The sequence below is a fragment of the Planktothrix mougeotii LEGE 06226 genome, from assembly GCF_015207485.1.
In the GTDB taxonomy this organism is placed as follows: domain Bacteria; phylum Cyanobacteriota; class Cyanobacteriia; order Cyanobacteriales; family Microcoleaceae; genus Planktothrix.
Map to the genome: position 1 here is coordinate 68,642 of NZ_JADEWU010000017.1, position 20,659 is coordinate 89,300.

The window sequence follows — 20,659 nt, forward strand, 5'->3', positions numbered from 1 at the left end:
TTAAAAGTCTAGTTTTGATCTTGAAAAAAAGTAACAATTCAGTTAAGAATCATTGCTTGACACTCCCCGCTCTGAAGAGACGGGGATTCTACATTCTACGTCAGAATTTGCTCGCTTCTGGTTTTCACCAACCAGAGTAGAGACTCCAACTCCTGTAGCGTTACTTCGGGATTGCCCATCCCTAGCTTGCTTTGCCAGATTGAGAATGTTTTTTGCAGCGTTTGTGTCTCTATGTAGTTCGCATCCACAATTACAAACATGGGTGCGAGTTGATAGAGATTTTTTCACAATCACCCCACAATTAGAGCATTTTTGCGAAGTGTAATGAGGTGCGACAGGAAATGCTAATTTATCAAACTTAGCTGCAAAATATTCTATCCATTGCCGGAACAAATACCAACTAGCGTCGCTAATTGATTTAGCTAAACAGTGGTTTTTAACCAGATTTCTAACACTTAAATCTTCGTAGGCTACTACATCGTTTGATGTGCATACGTTACGCGCAATTCGTTTTGCGTGTTCATTCCGTTGTCTACTTACTTTTAAATGTTTTTTAGCGTAAACCTTTCTAGCTTTGCGTCTACCCGATGAACCTTTAACCTTTTTATAGATTGGTCTCTGAGACTTTTTAATTGATTGTTCAGCTTTCTGGTGAAACTTAGGATTCGGTTCTTGATATCCGTTAGAGTCTGTGTAAAACGATTCAATTCCTACATCAAGTCCAATTTCCTTCCCGGTTTTGGGTTGAACGTTGGTAACGGTAATATTAAGACAGAACTGTGCGTAATATCCATCAGCACGACGAATTAAACGCACCCGTTTTATGTCTTTAATATTGTAGGTATGGATATCCCATTTCCCCAGTAATTTAAGTTGACCAATCCCGTTTTTATCGATAAAGGTAACTTGTCTTTTAGTTGGGTGTAACTTCCATCCTGTTGTTTTATATTCAACGGAACGGCAGTCTTTTTGGAATTTAGGATATCCTTTTTTGCCAACAATCTTTTTCTTGCAATTGTCGTAAAAACGACTAATAGCAGCCCATCCCCGCTCTGCTGCGGATTGGACTGCCATTGAATTTAGGTTATCAACAAAAGAGAATTCTTTCCTGAGAGTTGTGGAATATTTGTTTAAGGCAAACTTGTCGATTTTCAACTCTCTGGAATTATCCATCCAGTATCTAATCGCTTTATTACGGACAAACTGAGTTGTACGAATGGCTTTATCAATCGCTTTGTATTGCTCAATCTTGCCTTTAACTTTGTATTCTAAAACTATCATAGAAATCTCTTGCTTTCGACCTACCTTATACTAACATAGATTACTATAATATTCACTGGGGTTAAAACCCCTGAGTCGTTTTTCATCTCAGGTCTGAAGACGCTGAGTTTTCAAACTCCCATCTTGGTCTTATAACTTTTATTAAGGGAAAAATGGTACAAATTCAAGCTCAAGGAAAAACCATCACTTGCGAACCGGGTGCAAATCTGCGGAAAGTCTTATTAGAGAATGGCGTTGATCTCTACAATGGTCAAGCTTCCCTGATAAACTGTCATGGATTTGGTACCTGTGGGACGTGTTGCGTGGAAATTGAAGGGGAAGTCTCCGAACTCCAAGGGAAAGAGAAAATCCGTCTTTCCCTCCCTCCCCATTCCTCCAAAAACCAGCGCCGTTTAGCGTGTCAGGTTAAAGTTTTGGGGGATATCAAAGTTAAGAAGTATGACGGGTTCTGGGGTCAGGGTTCCGAAAGCGTCTGGAATTCCTAATTGACAATTCAAAAACTTTAAAAACGTTCAATCCAAATGTTAACTGAATTAGCATTTGGATTGAACTATTAGAATATCCTTTTATTTTAATATTATGCTAAACTCAAATTAATGTGAGATATAGCACCATGAGGGTTTGATCATGCTAAGTGGTATTAAACAGCAAGTGGTCGTTGGCAAGGATGGCAAAATAGAGATTCAAACCTCTGAGTTAGTAGAAGGAATGGTTGTTGAAGTGATTGTTTTAGTTGAACAAGATGTTTTTAATACAAATACTAACCCATCTATTAAACAAGATGAAACAGAGTATTTGCTGTCTACTCAAGCCAATCGTAACCACTTGATGACCGCTATTCAAAACATTGAAACAAAGACCAACTTGGTCAGTTTTACGCATGAGGAATGGAATGAAGAATATAACATTCGCTCATGAGGCATTTGAACAATTCAACAACTGGGCGGCACAAGACAAGAAAATTCATCGAAAGATTATCACCTTGATTAATGATATTCTTCGTCAACCCTTTACTGGACTTGGCAAACCTGAACCTCTAAAGTATGAACTGAGAGGATATTGGTCTCGACGAATTACAGATGAGCATCGTTTAGTGTATGAAGTAACTGAAACTGAAATTATCATTTTGAGTTGTCGATTTCACTATGATGAATGAAGTTATTGATGCTCGCTCTCTCACAGATTTTCTCAAAAGTAATCGCCCCTAATGAAAAAGTTTTGGGGGATATCAAAGTTAAGAAATATGACGGGTTCTGGGGTCAGGGTTCGCAAACCGCTTGGACTCCTTAATTAATAAAGACAAAAATGGGGGTTTCTGAATAATCAAGAAACCCCTTATAACTTTAATTAATGATTAGAATTGGGTTTAAGCTGGAACTTGGCATTTAAACCCTGATTAACCTTTCCATTCGATAACCCATCAAAAGAAGCACCTCGTCGTTTTAATTCACTTTCAATCTGATATAGTTCTAATTGAAATTTCTCATTGATAGCTTTGATCTCCTGTTGAATGGCATTTTCCGTAGCCTCTCGATTACTTAAATCCTTAGAAGGTTGACTTAACTTCCGTTTCTGTTCATGAATTTCTTTTTGCCATTTTTCTAACACTTTATTACCTTCATAGTTGAGTTGTTCTATCCGAATCTCATTTTCCTTTGCGTTTTTTTGCTCAGGGGTTGCTTTGGGATGCTCTAACAGATATGGGGTTAATTCATCCAGTCGCAAACATTCTTGACTGGCGGCTTTAATTGTATGGGCATTTTCCTCCTTATATTCTTTATAGTAGAGGTCAAACTTTCGAGAGATTTGGCGTTTATATTGAGGATAATCAATGATTTTCCCTTTATAAAACGCTGTGATAATTGTTAACACAATACCCAATAACGGCACAACATAGGTAATCCAGTCTCCATCTTCTCCTTGAAAGCGAACGTAAAATAAAGTCGCTGCATATTCAATTGTTAAAAGCGTAATTGCTAACGCTACAAACAACACACTTGTTTGATGGAGGTCATCTTTTAATACTGAATTAAAAACCTCTTGTTCAGCTTCAGCACGAATCCCAGTCAGTTTATTGTTAGTGGTTTTAGCTTTTTTATCTTTGAGGTTAATTTGTGTTTGATCATTCTGAATGTCCCGTTTGATACTGGAACTAGCTACCCAATAACTAATTGCCCATTCGGTGAAATATACTAAGGGAAAACTGATTAATAGGGCCGAAATTAATCGCCATTCCCCAGGAAAGCCTGCTAAGGCTGCGTAAGGGGCTCTGCTATTCATTAAAGCAGCCAAAGTCTCAGCAAAAAGCACAGAATATTTATGCAAATTTGATGAAGGCGAATTATCTTGATATTTTCGCTTCATTTCTAGCGCATATTTTAAAGGCGCGAGAATGCGGATATTTTGAGATAATGGCGGATAAATGCTATAAATCGTTGAGAGTTGATCGGGTAATAAATTTTCAGCCATCAACTCCTGTAAAATCACATCTTCATCCCATTTATAAATCATAGTTTTACTCCTGATGAGAACGAACTGTTTGAATTGAATCTTTAACACAATTCCGAATATTTTGATTGCAAAATTGGGTATTCGGTAAGTCTTTTAGAGTATTCCAAAGATTAGAATTAAACCCGGTATTACCATCGTTTGTACTGCCAACTACTAATAACTTGCCCTTTCGGGAGGACACTTTATTAGCTAAATTCGTTAAGGTTTCGGGGCAAAATTCCTCCTGTTCGTTGGCTTGAGCTTGGAGAATAATCATGAGGGTTTCAGGATTGCGATCGCTCATTTCCCCAGCCAACTTCAAAGCCGGACAAATAAACGTCCCCTGTCCTTTGGGTTCAGCTTTTTTGTGACAGAGAGAATACAAATCACTCTGGTCTTTGACAACAGCCGGATCAAAGGCAATCAGGTCTTGACTGACTTGAATTAAAGCCGCTTTATCGCCCGGTTTTGTGGCATCTGCGATCGCAAAACAACTATCTTTAGATGCTTTGAGTTGGTCAGGATCATTTTGTGCTGAAGCACTGATATCTGTAATAGGAATCAACAACAAATTGGCTTGCTTCTGACATCCACTCAATACTAAAACCACGAAGAAAAAGCCTAAAATTAAAATCAGTAACCAGACCCAATCAATATCACCTCCTTCCCCTTTTTTAATAAACTCAGATTTACATTCAGTACACAGCCATTCTTGATGATTGGGGAGTTGTACTAAGTCACACCTTCTGTTGCCTTTTTTATCTGTCAAACAATCCATAAAATAAAACCTCCTTAACTGTTGATACGATCTCACACTCGACTCAGTAACCCCAAATTCTGATCAGGTTTTGATCAGGATCAGGATTTCATCGCGTAACCATTAGGAATGACTAACAAAGTTAAGACTTCACTAGAGGGAAAAATCAGAATTGGTAGCAGAGGAATAAGAAACCGGGTTTCTGGTCTTGTTTTTATCAAGAAAGCTTTTTTCGCTCTCAGAGAAACCCGGTTTCTGTTGAGTCCTATAATCCCTAGTCTCGAACTGGCGAATAAACGTGCAACGTGATACAATCTTCTGCGCTGTTATTCACTAATTGATGGAATTCATAACGGTCAGTCCAGGTAATTTCGCCTGTACTCACTGTTTCTTCTTTCCACAAAATTAATTTGCGTTGTTCGTCGGGAATATAGCGCTGTTGGATAATTGAACCTTGAAGAACTTTCGTAACATTTAAAGCCGCATTCCGATGGGGATGAACACCGGAAGTTTGACCCGAAGCCCAACAAATCACCACAATTTCAACATCGTCATTACGCAGCAAGGTTTCCCACCGATAACGGTCAGGGAGAAACAAAACGAAAGCTTCCCAACATTCCTTCGGTAAATGCAAACGAGTCACCAGGTCTTTGAGTGTGTCCAGGGTTAACTGGTGAGATGGAATTTGCTTGAGTCGGATCAGGAATTCCTCGATCATTAAGGGATGAATAACCCTGTCAGGTGAGGAAACACCGTTCTGCTGTACAATCTGACTAATCATTAGTTTTCGAGCCGTTGGTTTACTTGTCTGAACGGGCAATTGGATCATTGGCTTTTTATCGCCTCAACCCAAGGTTGCTATGCAATTGTCAAGGTTCGGGCTTGATAGTTTGGGGTCGTTAAACCCTTGTTTTCTCAAGCTGTTGATACGATCTCACACCCGACTCAGTAAACCCAAATTCTGATCAGGTTTTGATCAGGATCAGGACTTCACCGTTTAATCATTGAGGGATGACTAACAAAGTTAAGGTTTCACCAGAGGCAATAAAGATAATTGACAAAGCACGCAAAAATAAAGGACGGCGGACAGGATGGGCAAAGGAAGACTGTCACCAAGCCTTAACAGATGTGAGTTTGTATCAATTGCAAAATGTAATTCTTCCAGCTTTGGAAATTTCTGTTAAGGATAATCCCAACCCAACTCTTAAGTTAAAAAAGTTAAAAGCAATTATTGATAAAAACTGTATTAAGCCACCCATTAATGAATATTCAAGAGTCACATTAACTATTTTTACCGATGATTCTAAAGAAAAAGTTTTAACAATCATTGATCAATTAATAGCCAATGATTATACTGATTTAAATTTGAAAATTTTTTATAATTTTTTTGATAAATATGAATTAAGAACAGATCGAATAACTTCCCGAAATTGGAATGATTTTTTAAAGGGAAAATCAATTGATGAAGATATTTTTATTGCTTTTTGCTCAGTTTTAGGGGTATCTTGGGAGGAGGTTGTATATCGGGAAACATCTTTTCAATATAAAGATAGTACAAAAGCTACTTTATTAGTACAAGTTTTAGATACATTTAATCATAAAGAGCAAAAAGATATAGTTTGTAATAATTTAGCTTTAAATCATGCACCTAAAGCCTTTTTGGTGATTAATTCTTGTTCCTATAGTCGGACTTGGATGTTGCGAAGAATTGAATATGAGATTAAAACTTTTGGCAAAGAAGTAGAACCGGAAGATTTTTTGAGTAAATCTCAATACACCTCTCTTTCAATTGAAGATTTAAACTCAAAATTCAACCAAAAATATCCTGATCAATTACTTAATGAAGTCTTAAAAAGCAAATATATTTTTTTGATTGTTAATGTTGATAAGTATAATTTTGATGACTTTAAAGACTTGATTAACCAATTTTGGAAACCGATTTTGGCTAGGGTAAATCCAGAAAAACCTGGTAAGATTTTAATGTTTATGATCTCTAGTGATAAAGGAAATGATTGGCAAACGGAATGGAAAAATTGTGATATGTTAAAAGATGCGATCGCAGAACTCACTCCAGCTAATTCTTTTCAAGCAAAAGATTTAATTGAAATTCTCCCTAGAATTGCTTTAAAATTAGATAAAACGCTTAAAGAAGATCCAGCTACTCTTTCTCAGAGTATCCTAGAAAAAGGTCAAGGAGAAACAGAAAAAATAATTAAGGCTTTATATCAACAATTCAACTGTAAACAACAGGACTTAATTCGACAATGGCAAACCTATCCACCCCGATAAACCCTAAATATATAAAAGATGAACCTGTAGAATTTCGACCCCCTCAAGGCGGCGAATGGAGTGATTTAGTTGACCAACAAATTTATCCCTATTATCCCAGTGATGGGTTAGTAGAAGCGGTTAATTTAGCCATTCGTCTTAACCGTCCGTTACTCTTAGAAGGAGAACCTGGATGTGGAAAAAGTCAGTTAGCGGCGGCAGTTGCTTATCAATTTAGTAAACGTTATCCTGATATTCAATGGAAATATAGACTCTGGAATATTCAATCTACCAGTAAAGCTCAAGATGGCTTTTATACTTATGATTATGTCGGAAGACTTCAAGCCGCACAACTCGCAAAAGTAGAAGTGACAGATGAAAACATGAACCCTAGTAACCCAGAAAATTTTATTAATTGGGGGCCATTAGGTTATGCTTTTCAGGAACATAACTGTCGGACTATTGTTTTAATTGATGAAATTGATAAAGCCGATAAAGATTTACCCAATGATTTATTATTAGCCATTGACCAACAGAAATTCCTGGTTAAAGAACTCAGAACAAAAGAGGGTGAACCTTGTTGGAAATGTGCTAACAAAGCAGCACCGCCAATTATTTTTATTACCTCTAACCGAGAACAGGAACTTCCCAGGGCTTTTTTACGACGGTGTTTATATCATTATGTTGAATTTCCCGATCGCAAACGATTAACAGAAATTCTTAATAGTCGGTTTAAGAATCTTCCGGCTACAATTGTTAAACCCGCTTTAGAAAAATTCCTCAAACTGCGAGAAGCAATGGAGGAAGACGAAGCTTATAAACAAGTGAGTACCAGTGAATTAATTGATTGGTTTCAAGCCCTTTATGACTATCCTCCGAAAGAAATTAAGGAAATGCTTAAAGCAGGAATTCCGTTAGCGAGTGCGTTATTGAAAACTCATCAGGATTATAATAGATATCAAGATTTAACCTAAAATCCCCCAACCATTTGATGAATCATATTTTAACGAGTCTGTAGGGGCGAGGCGCGCCTCGCCCCTACCCCAGAAAAGGATCTCTAACCTCAAAAATGACAACCCCTTTACCACTGCTAAACTTATTTGAACGACTCCGAAAAGCTGGTCTTCCCTTAACCATTGACCAGTATAATTTGGCAGTGGAAGCCTTAACGCGATCGCTAGAAGATGGGTTTGATCCAACCCATTTAGAAGCAGTTAAACACCTTTGTGAAACGGTATGGGTTAAATCTCCTGAAGAACAGCGTCGGTTTGAAAACTGTTGGCAAGCTTTAATTCCTAAAAGTCTTGATCAGACCCCCCCAACCCCTTTTAGAAAGGGAAACGATACCGAATCCTCTAATTTTAATTTAGCAGAAAATACCCTATTAGAAAATAGCAATAATCTCGATCATAATAACCTAGACGAACCGGAAGAATACCTGATTTTTGAAACGCCTAATTTGCAAGTGGGAACTGCGATTTCCGTCACAGGTCAAGAAGGGTATTATTTCCCCGTCAGTCGTCAACAACTTTGGGAAGGATGGAAAAGCTTTAAACCCCAACGTCCGAAAACCCTTGTTAAAGAAATCGATATTCCCGCGACCGTAGAACAAATTAGCAAAGATGGCTTTTTTATTAAACCGATTTTGGCTTCTCCCAAAACAATAGAAACACCGCCCAAAGTGTTATTACTGGTTGACCAAAAAGGATCAATGGCACCGTTTCATCCCCTTTGTCGCCATTGGGTTAACCTCTGGTCGGAGGCAACAATTTACTATTTCCACAACTGCCCGACGGATAGCTTATATCTTGACCCCCAACTGCGAAAAGGGCAAGATATCGAAACCGTTTTAACCCAATTTTCCCCAAAAAATACCGTTGCTTTAATTATTAGTGATGCAGGGGCGGCAAAACAGCGTTCTGTTCCTGACCGTTGGGACGAAACCGTAGAATTTCTTAACCTTCTCACCGATACCGTTTCCCGTGTCGCCTGGTTAAACCCTCTTCCCCGTGACCGTTGGTTAGATACCACTGCGGAGGATATCGCCAGAATTGACCCGAAACAAGTCCCCATGTTTGCCTTCACCCCCTCAGAATATCCAAAAATGCTGCGTTGGCTACGTTGGGGTGACTCCAACCCTAACACCCCCCTTCTTAAGGGGGGTTGGGGGGGATCTTCCCTATTTTTTGATAACTGGGACTTCGACGCCACCAGTCGAATTAATCGCTTTACCCAACAATACGATAACTCCCATTTAAACCTAGCTTGCCATGCAGCGTTTCCCTTAACTCTAACCCCCGACCTTCTCTATCGTCTTTGGAAACAATTTTTCGTCAGTCGTGACCGTGAACTTCTCTGGTATGCAGTAGCCGATATATTGTTATCAGATCTTTGCCAACCTGTGGAAGAAGAATTAATAGAACTCTACGAAATAGAAACAGATATTCGTAATCAATTATTAATCAAACTTAAAGACCAAGAAGGGGAACAACGGTTAGAAGAATTATCTTCTTTTATGATTGAATACCTAAAAAAACAGCTAAAACCTCAACTTCCCCACTGGTTACAAAGTCTTTATGAACGGCAGCAGTGGGTAGCCTTAGCCTATACTGACCAACAGGATAAAGCTGTGCAGGAGTTGGCAAACATCCTCAAACAAGCTTATTTAGACAATAATAAAGCCGAGTTAGTCCAGTGGTCGGAGTTAGCAGAAACCCTATCTCCAGTTTTACCCGACCAATATCAACCGTTATTAATTGCAGCGAAAGGATATGCAGCCGAAGCGCGAGGTATTCGACGAGAAACCGAAAACGCCCAGCGTCTGTGGGAACAATATTTCCGTCAGGAGGAAACGGCCATCATAGCGGATGTCGAACTAGCAAAACCGGGTAGTGTGTTGGGTCGTATTCCTCTAAAAAGATTTTCCTTTGAAACTGTTACGGTTAACAACCGAGGGGAGATCATCAAACGAGAACCCAAACAAGCGCAATACTTCACCGAAGACCTGGGAAATGGTGTCACGTTAGACATGGTTTATATTCCTGGGGGGACATTCCTCATGGGTTCACCAAAAACGGAACAAGGCAGCAAAGAGGATGAACGTCCCCAACATCAAGTCACCGTTTCCCCCTTTTTTATAGGCAAATATCCCATTACCCAAGCCCAGTGGACAGCCGTTGCGAACTGGCCTAAAATTCAACGGGATATTGACCGTGAGTGCTCTTACTTCAAAGGATATAACCAACCTGTACAAAATGTTAAATGGTATGATGCAGTCGAATTTTGTGCCAGACTGCTACAACGCACCGGACACAACTATTGTTTACCCTCAGAAGCCCAATGGGAATATGCGTGTCGCGCTGGAACGCAAACCCCATTTTACTTAGGGGAAACGATAACCAGTGATTTAGCCAATTATGATGCTGAATCCACTTATGCAGACGAACCGAAGGGGAAATATCGAAAAGAAACTACTCCTGTGGGTAAATTTCCCCCCAATGCCTTTGGATTGTATGATCTACATGGGAATGTCTGGGAATGGTGCGCCGATCCTTGGCATGATAACTATGAAAAAGCGCCAACAGGAGGAGAAGTTTGGGATGAGCAGAATAAAAATGATAATCGCTATCAAATTTATAATGTTGAAAATTTAGTCAACTTATTAAATGATGGAAGAATACGTTGTCTGCGGGGCGGTTCGTGGGCCGTCGATCCTGTTCTCTGCCGTTCTGCTGATCGCAGGACGAGCGGCCCCGTCGGCTTCATCGGCTACTACGGCTTTCGGGTTTGTTGGGTTGTAGGTGCGTCGTAGGTTGGCGTGCGGGCTTCTTAGCCCTTTTTTCTTTAGCCCTTTTGCCCTCAGAAACCGGGTTTTTCAGTTAACTTAATACTAAGCATCAAGATTTGGATAAAAACCCGGTTTCTCGACTCCCACAGTTAACTTTCAGAAACCAGGTTTTTGAGTTAACCTAATACTCAGCATCAAAATTGGATTAAAAACCCGGTTTCTTGACAATGATAGAAAATCTTGGTGGTGCGTGCGCTACGCTTACGCACCCTACGGGTAGGGTATAATTAGGAATAGCGATCGCATTCTAGGACTAAGAGTCATCAAGAAATGTTATTTTTTACTTTAACATAAAAAGTATAATTTTACTGAGACCTATTAAAATAATGCCTGCGAAAGATATCTATCATGATGATGTTAAAATAGCTTTAGAAAAGGATGGCTGGACAATTACCAAAGATCCCTTAGTCCTGCAATGGGGGTCAAAAGATTTGTTTGTGGACTTAGGGGCGGAAAAATTACTAGCCGCCCAAAGACAGAATGAAAAAATTGCTGTTGAGATTAAAAGTTTTGCAGGGAGTTCCCAAGTTAACGATTTAGAAAAAGCTGTCGGACAGTATATTGTTTATCGAAATATTTTAGAAGAAATCGAAACTGATCGGGTTTTATATTTGGCAATTCCTAAAAAAGCATTCCAAGATATTTTTTCTGAACCCCTTGGGAGCTTAGTCTTAAGAAAAAATCAACTTAATTTACTGGTTTTTATTCCTCAAACTCAGGAGGTTATGCAATGGATACCTTAAGCCAATACCAAACTATTATTTATCAAGTTTTAAACGAATATGCTCAAATTCCCTATTCCTATGGAGAGTTAGAAAGGAGATTTATTATGAGTGAAGATAAAAATAGTTATTTATTAATTACATTAGGATGGCAAGGAGATCAACGAGTGCATGGTTGTTTAGTTCATTTAGAAATAAAAGATGATAAAATTTGGATTCAACGGGATGGCACAGAAGACGGCATTGCTGATGAATTAGTTAGGGCTGGAATTCCTAAACAACAGATTGTTTTAGGCTTTCAACCCCTAGAAATTCGTCCCTATACGGAATACGCTGTTAACTAATTAAATGCACAACAGCTTAAGTTAATACTAATCCTCAAAATTGGGATAAAAACCCGGTTTCTCGACCCCACAGTTAACCTTCAGAAACCGGGTTTTTCAGTTAACCTAATACTAATCCTCAAAATTGGGATAAAAACCCGGTTTCTCAACCCCGCAGTTAACTCTCAGAAACCGGGTTTTTCAGTTAACTTAATACTAATCCTCAAAATTGGGATAAAAACCCGGTTTCTTGACCCCCCAGTTAACTTTCAGAAACCCGGTTTTTGAGTTAACTTAATACTAATCCTCAAAATTGGGATAAAAACCCGGTTTCTTGACAATGATAGAAAATCTTGGTGGTGCGTGCGCTACGCTTACGCACCCTACGGGTAGGGTATTATTAGAAATAGCGATCGCATTCTGAGACTAACAATATGGTTATTAGTCCTGTAATATTAAACTTAGATAGCGTTTATCTTAGTGATGAACAGTTTTATCAACTTTGTCAAAATAACCCAGAATTAAAATTTGAACGCAATGCTCAAGGAGAATTAACGATTATGTCTCCAGTGGGGGGAGAAAGTGGAAATCGAGAAGCGGAATTAATCACTGATTTAGGAATCTGGAACCGTCAAACAAAATTGGGTTATACTTTTAGTTCATCAACGATTTTTAAGCTTCCTAATGGGGCAGATCGTTCCCCGGATGTGGCTTGGGTTCAGAAAGAACGTTGGGAAAATCTCACTCCCGAACAACGGCGAAAATTCCCCCCTATTGCGCCAGATTTTGTTATAGAATTAAGGTCAGCAACGGATGAATTGGAACCCCTGCGTCAGAAAATGTTAGAATATTTAGATGCAAAAGTTAAATTAGGCTGGTTAATTAATCCTCAACAGCAACAAGTGGAAATTTATCGCATTAATAAAACAGTAGAATTACGAAATTTACCAACAGAATTATCCGGTGAGAATATTTTACCAGGGTTTGGTTTAAATTTATCTGTTTATTAGGTAGGATTTGTCAGAATCTAGCTTTTTTGATTAACTTTATGATCTCAACTCCCTTTTTCAGGCTGACTTCCTCAAGATTTTCTGAATTATGTCTTGTATCGGGTATTTTATTATTGACAAATGTAACAATTGTAAGCGCAATTCCTGATTCTATTAAGACTGAGTTAACCCAAGTTAACCGCCAAGCTCCCGCCTATTTAATTGATCAGTATACTGATCATTTCTTCTATCAAGCAAATCCTGAATTACAAGGTCGGAAACTGACAAATCGAGATCAAGATTATATTCGGGAATGGAATAACTTACGCGCTGCAATTGCACCCATGATTAAACCCATTCAAGAAGCTTGTCCTTTTGAATCTAGCAATGTTGAGGGTCTTTGGGACTTTGATTTTAAAGGGATGCCTAACTCTTATTCTAATCCCTATGATTATTTAGCAGATGTGATTTTTTATAGTCGCTATCCTCAAATGCTCGGAGAAAAACTTCAACCTGGAACAATAGAGGCTCAGAACTGGTCAATCATTCGAGAACGACTTTTTGTGTCTACCTGCGGACTCTAAAATTCTATTATAATAGCCAATTTTTCTTAATTTTTTATGTCCCTAAAATTTCATCCAATTTCAACTAAGTTTATAGTGATAATAGTTACGATTCTAGCAAGTTGTCTTAGAGTTATTATAGCTAATGAAAATTCCCCAGCTGAAGCTCAAAATCGACCTCAAGGAAAGGTTATAGCTTCGAGTTTACCAGAGTATTGTTCACCGGATGAATACAAAAGTTTTTTTGAGAATTTTGTTCGGGGTAAAGATTACCAAGGAAATGAAACACGCTTAACCTATACAGCCGATATTATTGAAGTCCGAGATTATGAAAATCCTAGTTATCTGATAGGAACTCTCAGTAAAAAAGATGATGAATTTAGTATTAATATTAGAGATTACCGTTGGGTACAACTTGTACCTTCTACGATTGATAATAGTCCTTACACCCGCTTAGAAATAGACTTGATTCGCCTCAATAATAATACCTTTCGAGTTAATTATATCAAGGCTCACTATGGTTATGATCCGAATGGGGACGGAGAAGAATATTTAGATTACACCTATGGAGAACCAGGTGCTTATATTTTTGAGCATCGGAATGGTTGTTGGAATTTGACACAAAAGTTGCAATAAATATAGATAGCAGAGAGTTGTAATTACAGTATTCCTAAATTACAAGATTATAATGATGTGATGTGAGTCAACAATTTAGGGGTGCGTGCGCTGCGCTTACACACCCTACGGTTTATGGTTGATCATCTTGGCTTTGAACTTCATCGGGAACAGGTGAGGGTTCGGAATTAGGAACAGGGTTAGTTGAGGTATCAAAATATTGATAAATCGTAGAAGAAATTTGACGAATCAATTCTTCGGCTTGGGGATCATCTGCTTCTCGTTGAACTAAAACCCCCACTAAATATCGTTTTCCATTCGGCATATCAATTAAGCCAATATCCCCAGAAACAGTGTCAATATTGCCTGTTTTATGAGCAATAAACGCACCTTCTCCTAAACCACTGGGTAATAAAGAACGATTACGAGTTTGCTGCATAATTCGTAACATAAAATCACGGGATTTCACAGAAACCAACTTCCCTTGATTGATTTCCGCCATTAACGTTACTAAATCTTTGCTACTGGTTTTATTAGTTCCTTCCAAATCAGGCAGGATATTTTGCATTTGAGTTTGTTTTAATTGCCAGGATACAAATTGTTGATTCAGGGATTCAATACCCCCCAAACGATCAATAATCATATTGGTAGCCGTATTATCGCTATTGGTAATCATTAAAGTAGCGGTTTCTAAAGCTGTAAATTTACTACCGATGGGTTTATCTTGGAGTTCTCCAGACCCTTTCGCGATGTGCTTTTCCTCCATTGTCAGAATTTCATCTAAACGAATTCTCCCTTCATCAACGGCTTGAAAAAATGAAACTAAAATGGGAAGTTTAATGGTACTAGCAGCAGGTATGGGGGTTTCTCCTGAAATATCAACATAATTTCCCGTATCCAAATCAACCAGAAATACCCCTGGTTTTAACTTAGGTGAATCCTGAGCTAAACCCAGAATTGCTGTTTTTAAATCCGCCGCTTCTTGAGTGAGTTGTAACGGTTGAACCTGAGTATTAGACGGGTTAGAATTAGGGTTTTGTTGTTGTTCCAGGGTTAAATTAACGGTTTGATTTGCTTCTGCACTCGAACGTCCCAACGCATTTAAAATCGATAGAATTGTCCCTGAAATCACACCAATTCCAATTCCTAAAATTAACAGACGAGTGGCGTAAACCATCGGCGACACCCGACGTTTTTTCCGTATTCGTTTTACAGATTGATCCCTGGGTCTACCGGGAAGCGAAGTTGTCGCGACTCGATCCCTTGGAGGACGCCGAGATCGTTGCGACCCCGATATCGGAGGCTTGAGAAACGATAAAATCGAAGCTAGGGTCACTTTCTGGCGTGGCCGTTTACCCGGTTGAGAGGGAGATTGACGAGATTTGGGTCGCCTAGGAGGTTGTTGTCGCAGTTGAGAAACCAGGGGATCAAAAGACTCTAAACGGCTGGGATCAACGTTCTGACGGGGCTCTGGTGAGCGATCCCGACGAGGAACAGGTTGAGGTTGAGGAGGAGTTGAACGACGAGAACGGCGCCGAGGCTGTGATTTCGACGAATTGCCATTGCGGGACTTTGGCCCAGAGGACGCAGAGCCAGAGTTAGAAGCAGAAAGTTTTGAGAAGAACGACTGACGCGGAGATCGTTGAGCCACACCTAACACCTGACTAGGATTTTAAGACTGTTTTTAAGACGATGCAATCATTTTCCACCCGACCAGATGATGAGCCATCCCCTCTCCTCTAACTCATTAGTCAAGGAAAGGGGGGTCTGTTTAAACTTAATCGGGCGACGCTTTTAGGGTATCATCAATTGCCACAAAATTGTTACAGTTTATTGCCCATTCGACTTGACTCAGGATACCGCGTAACATTGCCACTTCTTCCCCCGTTAAATTAGCACGATTAAACAAACGCCGGAATTTTTTCATGCGGCTATTGGCGGTATGGGGATACAAATATCCAACCCGAAGTAACAAGGTTTCCAACTGTTGATAATATCCCTCTAAGACCTCTAAGGGAACGGTCGAAGGGTTGGGGTGTTCTATCCCCTGTGCTGGAGTCGTTTGGATTTCTAACGCTAAATATCGTAATTCATAACAACACACTCCAACAGCTTGAGCTAAATTTAAAGACGGATAACTGGCACTGGAAGGAATACGGAGAAATCGTTGAGCATAACTCAATTCATGATTATTTAAACCCCGATCTTCTGGGCCAAAAATTAAAGCTGAAGGACAATCTAATAACCAAGGTAAAACCGTTCTGGGATCTTCTAAATCAGTGGGTAACGCTTGGGATCGAGATCGGGCTGTGGTTGCGATCGCGCGTTGACATCCGGTTAAGGCTTCTGGTAAAGACGAAACGATGATAGCTTGTTCTAAAATATCAGCCGCATGAACCGCCATTTTTTTGGCTTCATCACCGAGGGGATCACAATGGGGGTTGACTAATATTAATTGCTCTAATCCCATATTTTTCATCACCCGTGCTACTGAACCCACATTTAACGCCCCGGCGGGTTCTACTAACACAATGCGAATGAAAGTTAATCGGGTGTTCTCAGAAACGGTCTGTGACATGGAAATGATATGATCATCCGAGATTCAAGCAACTCCATTAACTTAGCATGGTGCGCGTGCCATCCAAATCCGACTTACCGACAAAAATTTGTCCCGTTTGCGATCGCCCCTTCACCTGGCGAAAAAAATGGGCGAACTGTTGGGATCAAGTCAAATATTGTTCTGAACGCTGCCGTCGTCGTTCTGCCTCTACCCCAGAGATAGAACACCCCCAATAACACCCCGATCTTTGTTCACTTTACAATACATTCATGGTGGTTCAACCTAAACTGATTATTCATGGTGGTGCTGGCAGTTCTCTCCAAGGGAAAGGAGGGTTAGAAGCCGTTCGTAAATCCCTGTATCAAGTGATTGATCAAGTCTACGCCTTACTGCTGACAGGAGCTAGTGCTAAAGAAGCGGTGGTGCTGGGTTGTCAACTCCTCGAAGATGATCCCCGATTTAATGCAGGTACGGGTTCGGTTTTACAGTCCGATGGCCAAATCCGCATGAGTGCTTCCTTGATGGATGGAACCTTAAAACGGTTTAGTGGGGTAATTAATGTTTCACGGGTGAAAAATCCCATCGATTTAGCCGTTTTCTTACAAAATGCCTCGGATCACGTTTTATCCGATTATGGTGCGGCTGAATTAGCACGGGAACTGCAACTTCCCCTTTATAATCCCCTCACCGATCAACGGTTACAAGAATGGTTAGAAGACCGTAAGGATAATTTTAAACGCAGTATGGCCAATGTTGTCTCGGAAGCGGCGGGAACCGGAACTATTGGGGTTGTCGCCTTGGATCAAAATGGCCAATTAGTTGCCGGAACCTCCACCGGAGGAAAAGGATTTGAACGCATCGGTCGGGTGAGTGATTCAGCGACTCCGGCGGGAAATTATGCTACGGATCAAGCGGGAGTGAGTTGTACCGGAATTGGGGAAGATATTCTCGATGAGTGTTTAGCCGCCAAAATTGTCACGCGGGTAACGGATGGCCAAACGTTAAAAGCCGCCTTTGACAAATCCTTTGCAGAAGCGCATGAGCGTCAACGGGATTTTGGAGCCATTGGTATTGATGCAACGGGTGCGATCGCCTGGGGAAAAACCTGTGATGTGATTCTAGCTGCTTTTCACGACGGTCAAAACAAAGGTGATAGCCTGGAAGCACCGAAAGGAACTCAAGTTTTTTCTGGGATTTCTTGATAGAAAGTAGGAGAGAAAAGGGGAAGAGGAGGCGGAGGGGAAATCATTAACTTCTGACTCCCCATTCCTCTATGAACAGCCAACAGCCAACACTTAGTTCTGTTAACTTTTCAAACACAATTCAAAATTCCTAGAAGAGGATGATTTATAATTCAGGTGTGATTATTTTGCGAATGACTATGCCCGTTGATTCCTGGCAGGATAGAGTGCAGAAATTGATTGACCCGGAAGCAATAGTGTCCTTTGATTGATCTTAACAATCCTGTAACATCACCCTGAAGAGATCATTAAAAGGATTGTCAAAATACCAAGCTCTACATCTATTCTGTGAATAAACGAGTATAGGAATGCAAACTATTCTTGCCTTATCCGCTCAAGGAGTGTGGATTTTCACTAACCCCGCCCTAAAAGCGCAGGGATTGCTTAAACCAATTTAGGCAACGCAAGAAGTGAATAGCTCATGGAGACTCAATTGGGTACAGACTTCCGAATACTTCTCTAGTTCGGACAAAATCTAAACCGGATTGGTTCAGGTGTTGGGTAAAGCCAAGACATCTTAATTGAGTTGAGCGAAGAGACTAAAACAAGAAATTGGGTTATACCAAAATGCGAGTCCCAGTAGTCGATCAAAACAACAAGCCGTTGATGCCAACCACACCAGCAAGAGCGAGGAAGTGGATTGAGTCAGGAAAAGCAGTGAAACGTTGTGTCCCAGACTGCGGGCAATTTTATGTTCAACTGTTAGTTAAACCGAGTGGATACACGACCCAAAGTGTTGTGATTGGGATTGACCCTGGCAAGAAATTCTCTGGGATTGGTGTTCAGTCAGCTAAGTTTACACTGTATACGGCTCATCTGATTTTGCCATTTCAGACAGTCCGTGAACGCATGGATGCAAGACGATTAATGCGTCGAGGTTGCAGAGGAAGAAGAATTAACCGCAAGGTTGAGTTCTCAAAACGCAACCATCGCCAAAAACGCTTTAATAATCGTCGCCAAGGTAAACTGGCTCCCTCAATTCGTGCTAATCGTCAATTGGAATTGAGAATAGTTTCCGAATTATTCAAGATTTACCCAGTTACAGAAATTAGATACGAATATGTCAAAGCTGATGTTGATTTAACCAGTGGGCGTAAACAAGCTAAATCGGGTAAAGGTTTTTCACCTGTTATGGTGGGGCAAAAATGGATGTTAAGCCAACTGGAAAAGTTAGCCCCCGTCGTTAAGATTGAAGGTGATCAAACGGCATCAACTCGTAAATACTTGGGGCTAACCAAGAACAAAACAGACAAATCCAAGCCGGAATTCAACACTCATGCAGTTGATGGTGTAGCGATTGCAGCGACAGCTTTTGTTGAGTATCGCCAATATCATACAGCAAAAACTGATGGTGCTAATTGGTTTGGTGATGTTGTCATTACCACTGCTGAATTTCGAGTGATTCGCAGACCCCCTTTTTCTCGTCGCCAACTTCACTTAATGCTCCCGGCAAAAGGTGGAGTACGTCGGAAGTATGGAGGTTCTACAACTCCTGAACGGATTCCGTAAGGGGGATTTAGTTAAATCTCCCAAGGGTGTTGGTTATGTGTCAGGAGACACCGAAAGACAAGTATCTGTCAGCGATGCTAACTGGAAACGGTTAGGGCAGATTGCTTCTAGTAAAATACAGTTAATTCGCCGTTCTAACGGGTTGATTGTTACCTAGAAGATTTTGTAAAGCCGTCCTCCGCTTCGCTGGCATGACGGGGTTTCAAACCTAATTTTTTCGATGAGACGGATTTTAGTGGTTGATGATTCAGCAACGATGCGAAAAATGGTAATCGCATCTTTGCGAGATTTAACTGATGTTAGTTTTAGTGAAGCGGGGAATGGTTTAGAAGCAATTGAACAACTGGAAGTTGCTCCCTTTGATCTGATGATATTGGATTTGAATATGCCCGATATGCACGGGTTAGAAGTTCTAAAATTTGTTTTAGGACATCCTAGCTATCACGATACACCGATTGTGATTCTAACCACCAAGGGTGATGAAAATAGTCGGAGTGAAGCCATTGCAGCAGGTGCAGCTTGTTATTTAACCAAACCCTTTCAACCTAAATTCTTAGCGGGTCAAATTCACGATTTACTAACTTCAGTTTCAGTTTAAAGGGGATTTATTTCTGAGTAAGTCAAACCCAAATTCTAATTTTCATGAGAAATATTAATATCATTTTTATGAGGAAACTTCCATTGTGTCCAATCCGCCTAAAAAGAATTTTTTCGAGGATTTTTTAGAAGATTATTTTGCAGAATGCGAAGAACATTTAGCTGTCATCAGACGAGAACTTCTAACCCTAGAATCCTGGATTAATCAATCCCAGATTGAGCGTTCTCACCTCAATGAATTATTTCGTTGTTTCCATTCCATCAAAGGATTATCAGGGATGGTCGGAGTGGGACCCGCGGAAGAATTAGCCCATCAAATGGAAAGCTATTTACGAGTCTTACGGGATCAAAAAATAGCTCTATCTTCTGAAGGATTTGATGCTTTAATTGCAGGAACAAAACTCCTCGAACAAGTGATCACTTGTCACCGAACTCAAACCCCACCCCCCGATATTACCGACATTAGCACCCAACTTAAGGCGGTTATTCCGAACGAACACCTCGAAAACCCTTTATCTGGGCTCGTTACCCCACTAGAATTCAAACTCAAACCCCAAGAACAAGAGCAGATCAACACCGCAATTAACAACGGCGAAACCCTTTGGCACTTTGTATTCTCACCCAGTACCCAACTCTCAGAACAGGGAATCCGAGTTAATACGATTCGAGAACACTTACAAACCTTCGGTCAATTAATTTATACTGCACCTCGCATGAGTGAGGGCAACAAAATTCTATTTGATTTTATCCTCGCCACCACTTTGCCAGAAATTCCCTTTTCAGAAACCGAGCAACCGGGCTTAACCTGGCAGCTTTACTTAAAAGGAAGGAAACCGGAAACAGCAGACCCGGAAGCGACCCCACCCGAAGAAGATCACCCAATTCCCCCCGCTCCCC

At 40.2% G+C, this 20,659-nt stretch carries 22 protein-coding genes; 16 read left to right on the forward strand and 6 right to left on the reverse strand.

The window, feature by feature from the left end:
• Nucleotides 1-42 precede the first annotated feature (42 nt).
• A complete protein-coding gene (locus tag IQ236_RS09940; RefSeq protein WP_193869112.1) occupies nucleotides 43-1,281 on the reverse strand; it encodes an RNA-guided endonuclease InsQ/TnpB family protein in 1,239 nt (412 codons plus the stop codon).
• A gap of 152 nt (nucleotides 1,282-1,433) precedes the next feature.
• Between IQ236_RS09940 and IQ236_RS09945 the strand changes: the two genes are divergently transcribed.
• The 3 genes from IQ236_RS09945 (at nucleotide 1,434) to IQ236_RS09955 (ending at nucleotide 2,437) form a co-directional block, all read left to right on the forward strand.
• A complete protein-coding gene (locus IQ236_RS09945) occupies nucleotides 1,434-1,766 on the forward strand; it encodes a 2Fe-2S iron-sulfur cluster-binding protein (RefSeq protein WP_193869113.1) in 333 nt (110 codons plus the stop codon).
• Between the two features lie 142 nt (nucleotides 1,767-1,908).
• Entirely contained in the window at nucleotides 1,909-2,199 is a 291-nt protein-coding gene (locus IQ236_RS09950) for a hypothetical protein (RefSeq protein ID WP_190519650.1), read from the forward strand.
• Nucleotides 2,174-2,437 (forward strand): Txe/YoeB family addiction module toxin, encoded by a 264-nt coding sequence (locus tag IQ236_RS09955; protein WP_190519652.1) that lies wholly within the window; start codon nucleotides 2,174-2,176, stop codon nucleotides 2,435-2,437. Before IQ236_RS09950 ends, IQ236_RS09955 begins: the two co-directional genes overlap by 26 nt.
• Nucleotides 2,438-2,628: 191 nt before the next feature.
• Here the strand turns inward: IQ236_RS09955 and IQ236_RS09960 are convergent, their stop codons facing one another.
• The 3 genes from IQ236_RS09960 to IQ236_RS09970 form a co-directional block, all read right to left on the reverse strand.
• Entirely contained in the window at nucleotides 2,629-3,792 is a 1,164-nt protein-coding gene (locus tag IQ236_RS09960; protein WP_193869114.1) for a hypothetical protein, read from the reverse strand.
• Between the two features lie 4 nt (nucleotides 3,793-3,796).
• On the reverse strand, nucleotides 3,797-4,549 hold the full coding sequence (locus tag IQ236_RS09965; RefSeq protein WP_193869115.1) for a hypothetical protein: 753 nt from the start codon (nucleotides 4,547-4,549) through the stop codon (nucleotides 3,797-3,799).
• 253 nt (nucleotides 4,550-4,802) lie between these two features.
• Nucleotides 4,803-5,357, reverse strand: coding sequence for a cysteine dioxygenase (locus IQ236_RS09970; RefSeq protein WP_193869116.1), 555 nt, complete (start codon nucleotides 5,355-5,357; stop codon nucleotides 4,803-4,805).
• 182 nt (nucleotides 5,358-5,539) lie between these two features.
• On the opposite strand from IQ236_RS09970, the gene IQ236_RS09975 reads away from it, so the two are divergent.
• From IQ236_RS09975 to IQ236_RS10010, 8 genes are all read left to right on the forward strand, one after another.
• Nucleotides 5,540-6,817 (forward strand): hypothetical protein, encoded by a 1,278-nt coding sequence (locus IQ236_RS09975; RefSeq protein WP_193869117.1) that lies wholly within the window; start codon nucleotides 5,540-5,542, stop codon nucleotides 6,815-6,817.
• Nucleotides 6,793-7,770, forward strand: a complete 978-nt coding sequence (locus IQ236_RS09980; RefSeq protein WP_193869118.1) for an AAA family ATPase — start codon at nucleotides 6,793-6,795, stop codon at nucleotides 7,768-7,770. Before IQ236_RS09975 ends, IQ236_RS09980 begins: the two co-directional genes overlap by 25 nt.
• A 95-nt stretch (nucleotides 7,771-7,865) precedes the next feature.
• Nucleotides 7,866-10,607 carry an SUMF1/EgtB/PvdO family nonheme iron enzyme gene (locus IQ236_RS27675; RefSeq protein WP_228041523.1) on the forward strand — a complete coding sequence of 914 codons (2,742 nt, stop codon included), beginning with the start codon at nucleotides 7,866-7,868 and terminating at the stop codon, nucleotides 10,605-10,607.
• Nucleotides 10,608-10,969: 362 nt separating this feature from the next.
• Nucleotides 10,970-11,386 carry an element excision factor XisH family protein gene (locus IQ236_RS09990; RefSeq protein WP_193869119.1) on the forward strand — a complete coding sequence of 139 codons (417 nt, stop codon included), beginning with the start codon at nucleotides 10,970-10,972 and terminating at the stop codon, nucleotides 11,384-11,386.
• Nucleotides 11,374-11,709, forward strand: coding sequence for a XisI protein (locus IQ236_RS09995; RefSeq protein WP_193869120.1), 336 nt, complete (start codon nucleotides 11,374-11,376; stop codon nucleotides 11,707-11,709). Before IQ236_RS09990 ends, IQ236_RS09995 begins: the two co-directional genes overlap by 13 nt.
• A 413-nt stretch (nucleotides 11,710-12,122) precedes the next feature.
• Entirely contained in the window at nucleotides 12,123-12,698 is a 576-nt protein-coding gene (locus IQ236_RS10000) for a Uma2 family endonuclease (protein ID WP_193869121.1), read from the forward strand.
• 113 nt (nucleotides 12,699-12,811) lie between these two features.
• Entirely contained in the window at nucleotides 12,812-13,261 is a 450-nt protein-coding gene (locus tag IQ236_RS10005) for a hypothetical protein (protein WP_193869122.1), read from the forward strand.
• Between the two features lie 75 nt (nucleotides 13,262-13,336).
• Nucleotides 13,337-13,876: a hypothetical protein gene (locus IQ236_RS10010; RefSeq protein WP_193869123.1), complete on the forward strand. Its 540-nt coding sequence runs from the start codon at nucleotides 13,337-13,339 to the stop codon at nucleotides 13,874-13,876.
• A gap of 112 nt (nucleotides 13,877-13,988) precedes the next feature.
• Here the strand turns inward: IQ236_RS10010 and IQ236_RS10015 are convergent, their stop codons facing one another.
• Nucleotides 13,989-15,506, reverse strand: coding sequence for a serine hydrolase (locus IQ236_RS10015; protein WP_193869124.1), 1,518 nt, complete (start codon nucleotides 15,504-15,506; stop codon nucleotides 13,989-13,991).
• Nucleotides 15,507-15,632: 126 nt separating this feature from the next.
• On the reverse strand, nucleotides 15,633-16,433 hold the full coding sequence (locus IQ236_RS10020) for an RNA methyltransferase (RefSeq protein WP_193869125.1): 801 nt from the start codon (nucleotides 16,431-16,433) through the stop codon (nucleotides 15,633-15,635).
• A 47-nt stretch (nucleotides 16,434-16,480) separates the two neighbouring features.
• On the opposite strand from IQ236_RS10020, the gene IQ236_RS10025 reads away from it, so the two are divergent.
• The 5 genes from IQ236_RS10025 to IQ236_RS10045 all read left to right on the forward strand — a co-directional run.
• Nucleotides 16,481-16,651 carry a DUF2256 domain-containing protein gene (locus IQ236_RS10025; RefSeq protein WP_193869126.1) on the forward strand — a complete coding sequence of 57 codons (171 nt, stop codon included), beginning with the start codon at nucleotides 16,481-16,483 and terminating at the stop codon, nucleotides 16,649-16,651.
• A 33-nt stretch (nucleotides 16,652-16,684) separates the two neighbouring features.
• Nucleotides 16,685-17,617, forward strand: a complete 933-nt coding sequence (locus IQ236_RS10030; protein ID WP_193869127.1) for an isoaspartyl peptidase/L-asparaginase — start codon at nucleotides 16,685-16,687, stop codon at nucleotides 17,615-17,617.
• A gap of 645 nt (nucleotides 17,618-18,262) precedes the next feature.
• Nucleotides 18,263-19,165: an RRXRR domain-containing protein gene (locus IQ236_RS10035; RefSeq protein WP_322744109.1), complete on the forward strand. Its 903-nt coding sequence runs from the start codon at nucleotides 18,263-18,265 to the stop codon at nucleotides 19,163-19,165.
• Between the two features lie 220 nt (nucleotides 19,166-19,385).
• Complete coding sequence (locus IQ236_RS10040; protein ID WP_193869128.1) at nucleotides 19,386-19,763, forward strand: response regulator; 378 nt, start codon at nucleotides 19,386-19,388, stop codon at nucleotides 19,761-19,763.
• 85 nt (nucleotides 19,764-19,848) lie between these two features.
• Nucleotides 19,849-20,659 (forward strand): Hpt domain-containing protein (locus IQ236_RS10045; RefSeq protein ID WP_193869129.1); only part of this gene is annotated, 811 nt, incomplete at its 3' end.

What these genes read in the sequence shown, in the direction of transcription:
- IQ236_RS09940 (WP_193869112.1), bottom strand. Translation starts at nt 1,281, where the DNA reads ATGATAGTTTTAGAATACAAAGTTAAAGGCAAGATTGAGCAATACAAA.
- IQ236_RS09945 (WP_193869113.1), top strand. Translation starts at nt 1,434, where the DNA reads ATGGTACAAATTCAAGCTCAAGGAAAAACCATCACTTGCGAACCGGGT.
- IQ236_RS09950 (WP_190519650.1), top strand. Translation starts at nt 1,909, where the DNA reads ATGCTAAGTGGTATTAAACAGCAAGTGGTCGTTGGCAAGGATGGCAAA.
- IQ236_RS09955 (WP_190519652.1), top strand. Translation starts at nt 2,174, where the DNA reads ATGAAGAATATAACATTCGCTCATGAGGCATTTGAACAATTCAACAAC.
- IQ236_RS09960 (WP_193869114.1), bottom strand. Translation starts at nt 3,792, where the DNA reads ATGATTTATAAATGGGATGAAGATGTGATTTTACAGGAGTTGATGGCT.
- IQ236_RS09965 (WP_193869115.1), bottom strand. Translation starts at nt 4,549, where the DNA reads ATGGATTGTTTGACAGATAAAAAAGGCAACAGAAGGTGTGACTTAGTA.
- IQ236_RS09970 (WP_193869116.1), bottom strand. Translation starts at nt 5,357, where the DNA reads ATGATCCAATTGCCCGTTCAGACAAGTAAACCAACGGCTCGAAAACTA.
- IQ236_RS09975 (WP_193869117.1), top strand. Translation starts at nt 5,540, where the DNA reads ATGACTAACAAAGTTAAGGTTTCACCAGAGGCAATAAAGATAATTGAC.
- IQ236_RS09980 (WP_193869118.1), top strand. Translation starts at nt 6,793, where the DNA reads ATGGCAAACCTATCCACCCCGATAAACCCTAAATATATAAAAGATGAA.
- IQ236_RS27675 (WP_228041523.1), top strand. Translation starts at nt 7,866, where the DNA reads ATGACAACCCCTTTACCACTGCTAAACTTATTTGAACGACTCCGAAAA.
- IQ236_RS09990 (WP_193869119.1), top strand. Translation starts at nt 10,970, where the DNA reads ATGCCTGCGAAAGATATCTATCATGATGATGTTAAAATAGCTTTAGAA.
- IQ236_RS09995 (WP_193869120.1), top strand. Translation starts at nt 11,374, where the DNA reads ATGGATACCTTAAGCCAATACCAAACTATTATTTATCAAGTTTTAAAC.
- IQ236_RS10000 (WP_193869121.1), top strand. Translation starts at nt 12,123, where the DNA reads ATGGTTATTAGTCCTGTAATATTAAACTTAGATAGCGTTTATCTTAGT.
- IQ236_RS10020 (WP_193869125.1), bottom strand. Translation starts at nt 16,433, where the DNA reads ATGTCACAGACCGTTTCTGAGAACACCCGATTAACTTTCATTCGCATT.
- IQ236_RS10025 (WP_193869126.1), top strand. Translation starts at nt 16,481, where the DNA reads ATGGTGCGCGTGCCATCCAAATCCGACTTACCGACAAAAATTTGTCCC.
- IQ236_RS10030 (WP_193869127.1), top strand. Translation starts at nt 16,685, where the DNA reads ATGGTGGTTCAACCTAAACTGATTATTCATGGTGGTGCTGGCAGTTCT.
- IQ236_RS10035 (WP_322744109.1), top strand. Translation starts at nt 18,263, where the DNA reads ATGCCAACCACACCAGCAAGAGCGAGGAAGTGGATTGAGTCAGGAAAA.
- IQ236_RS10040 (WP_193869128.1), top strand. Translation starts at nt 19,386, where the DNA reads ATGAGACGGATTTTAGTGGTTGATGATTCAGCAACGATGCGAAAAATG.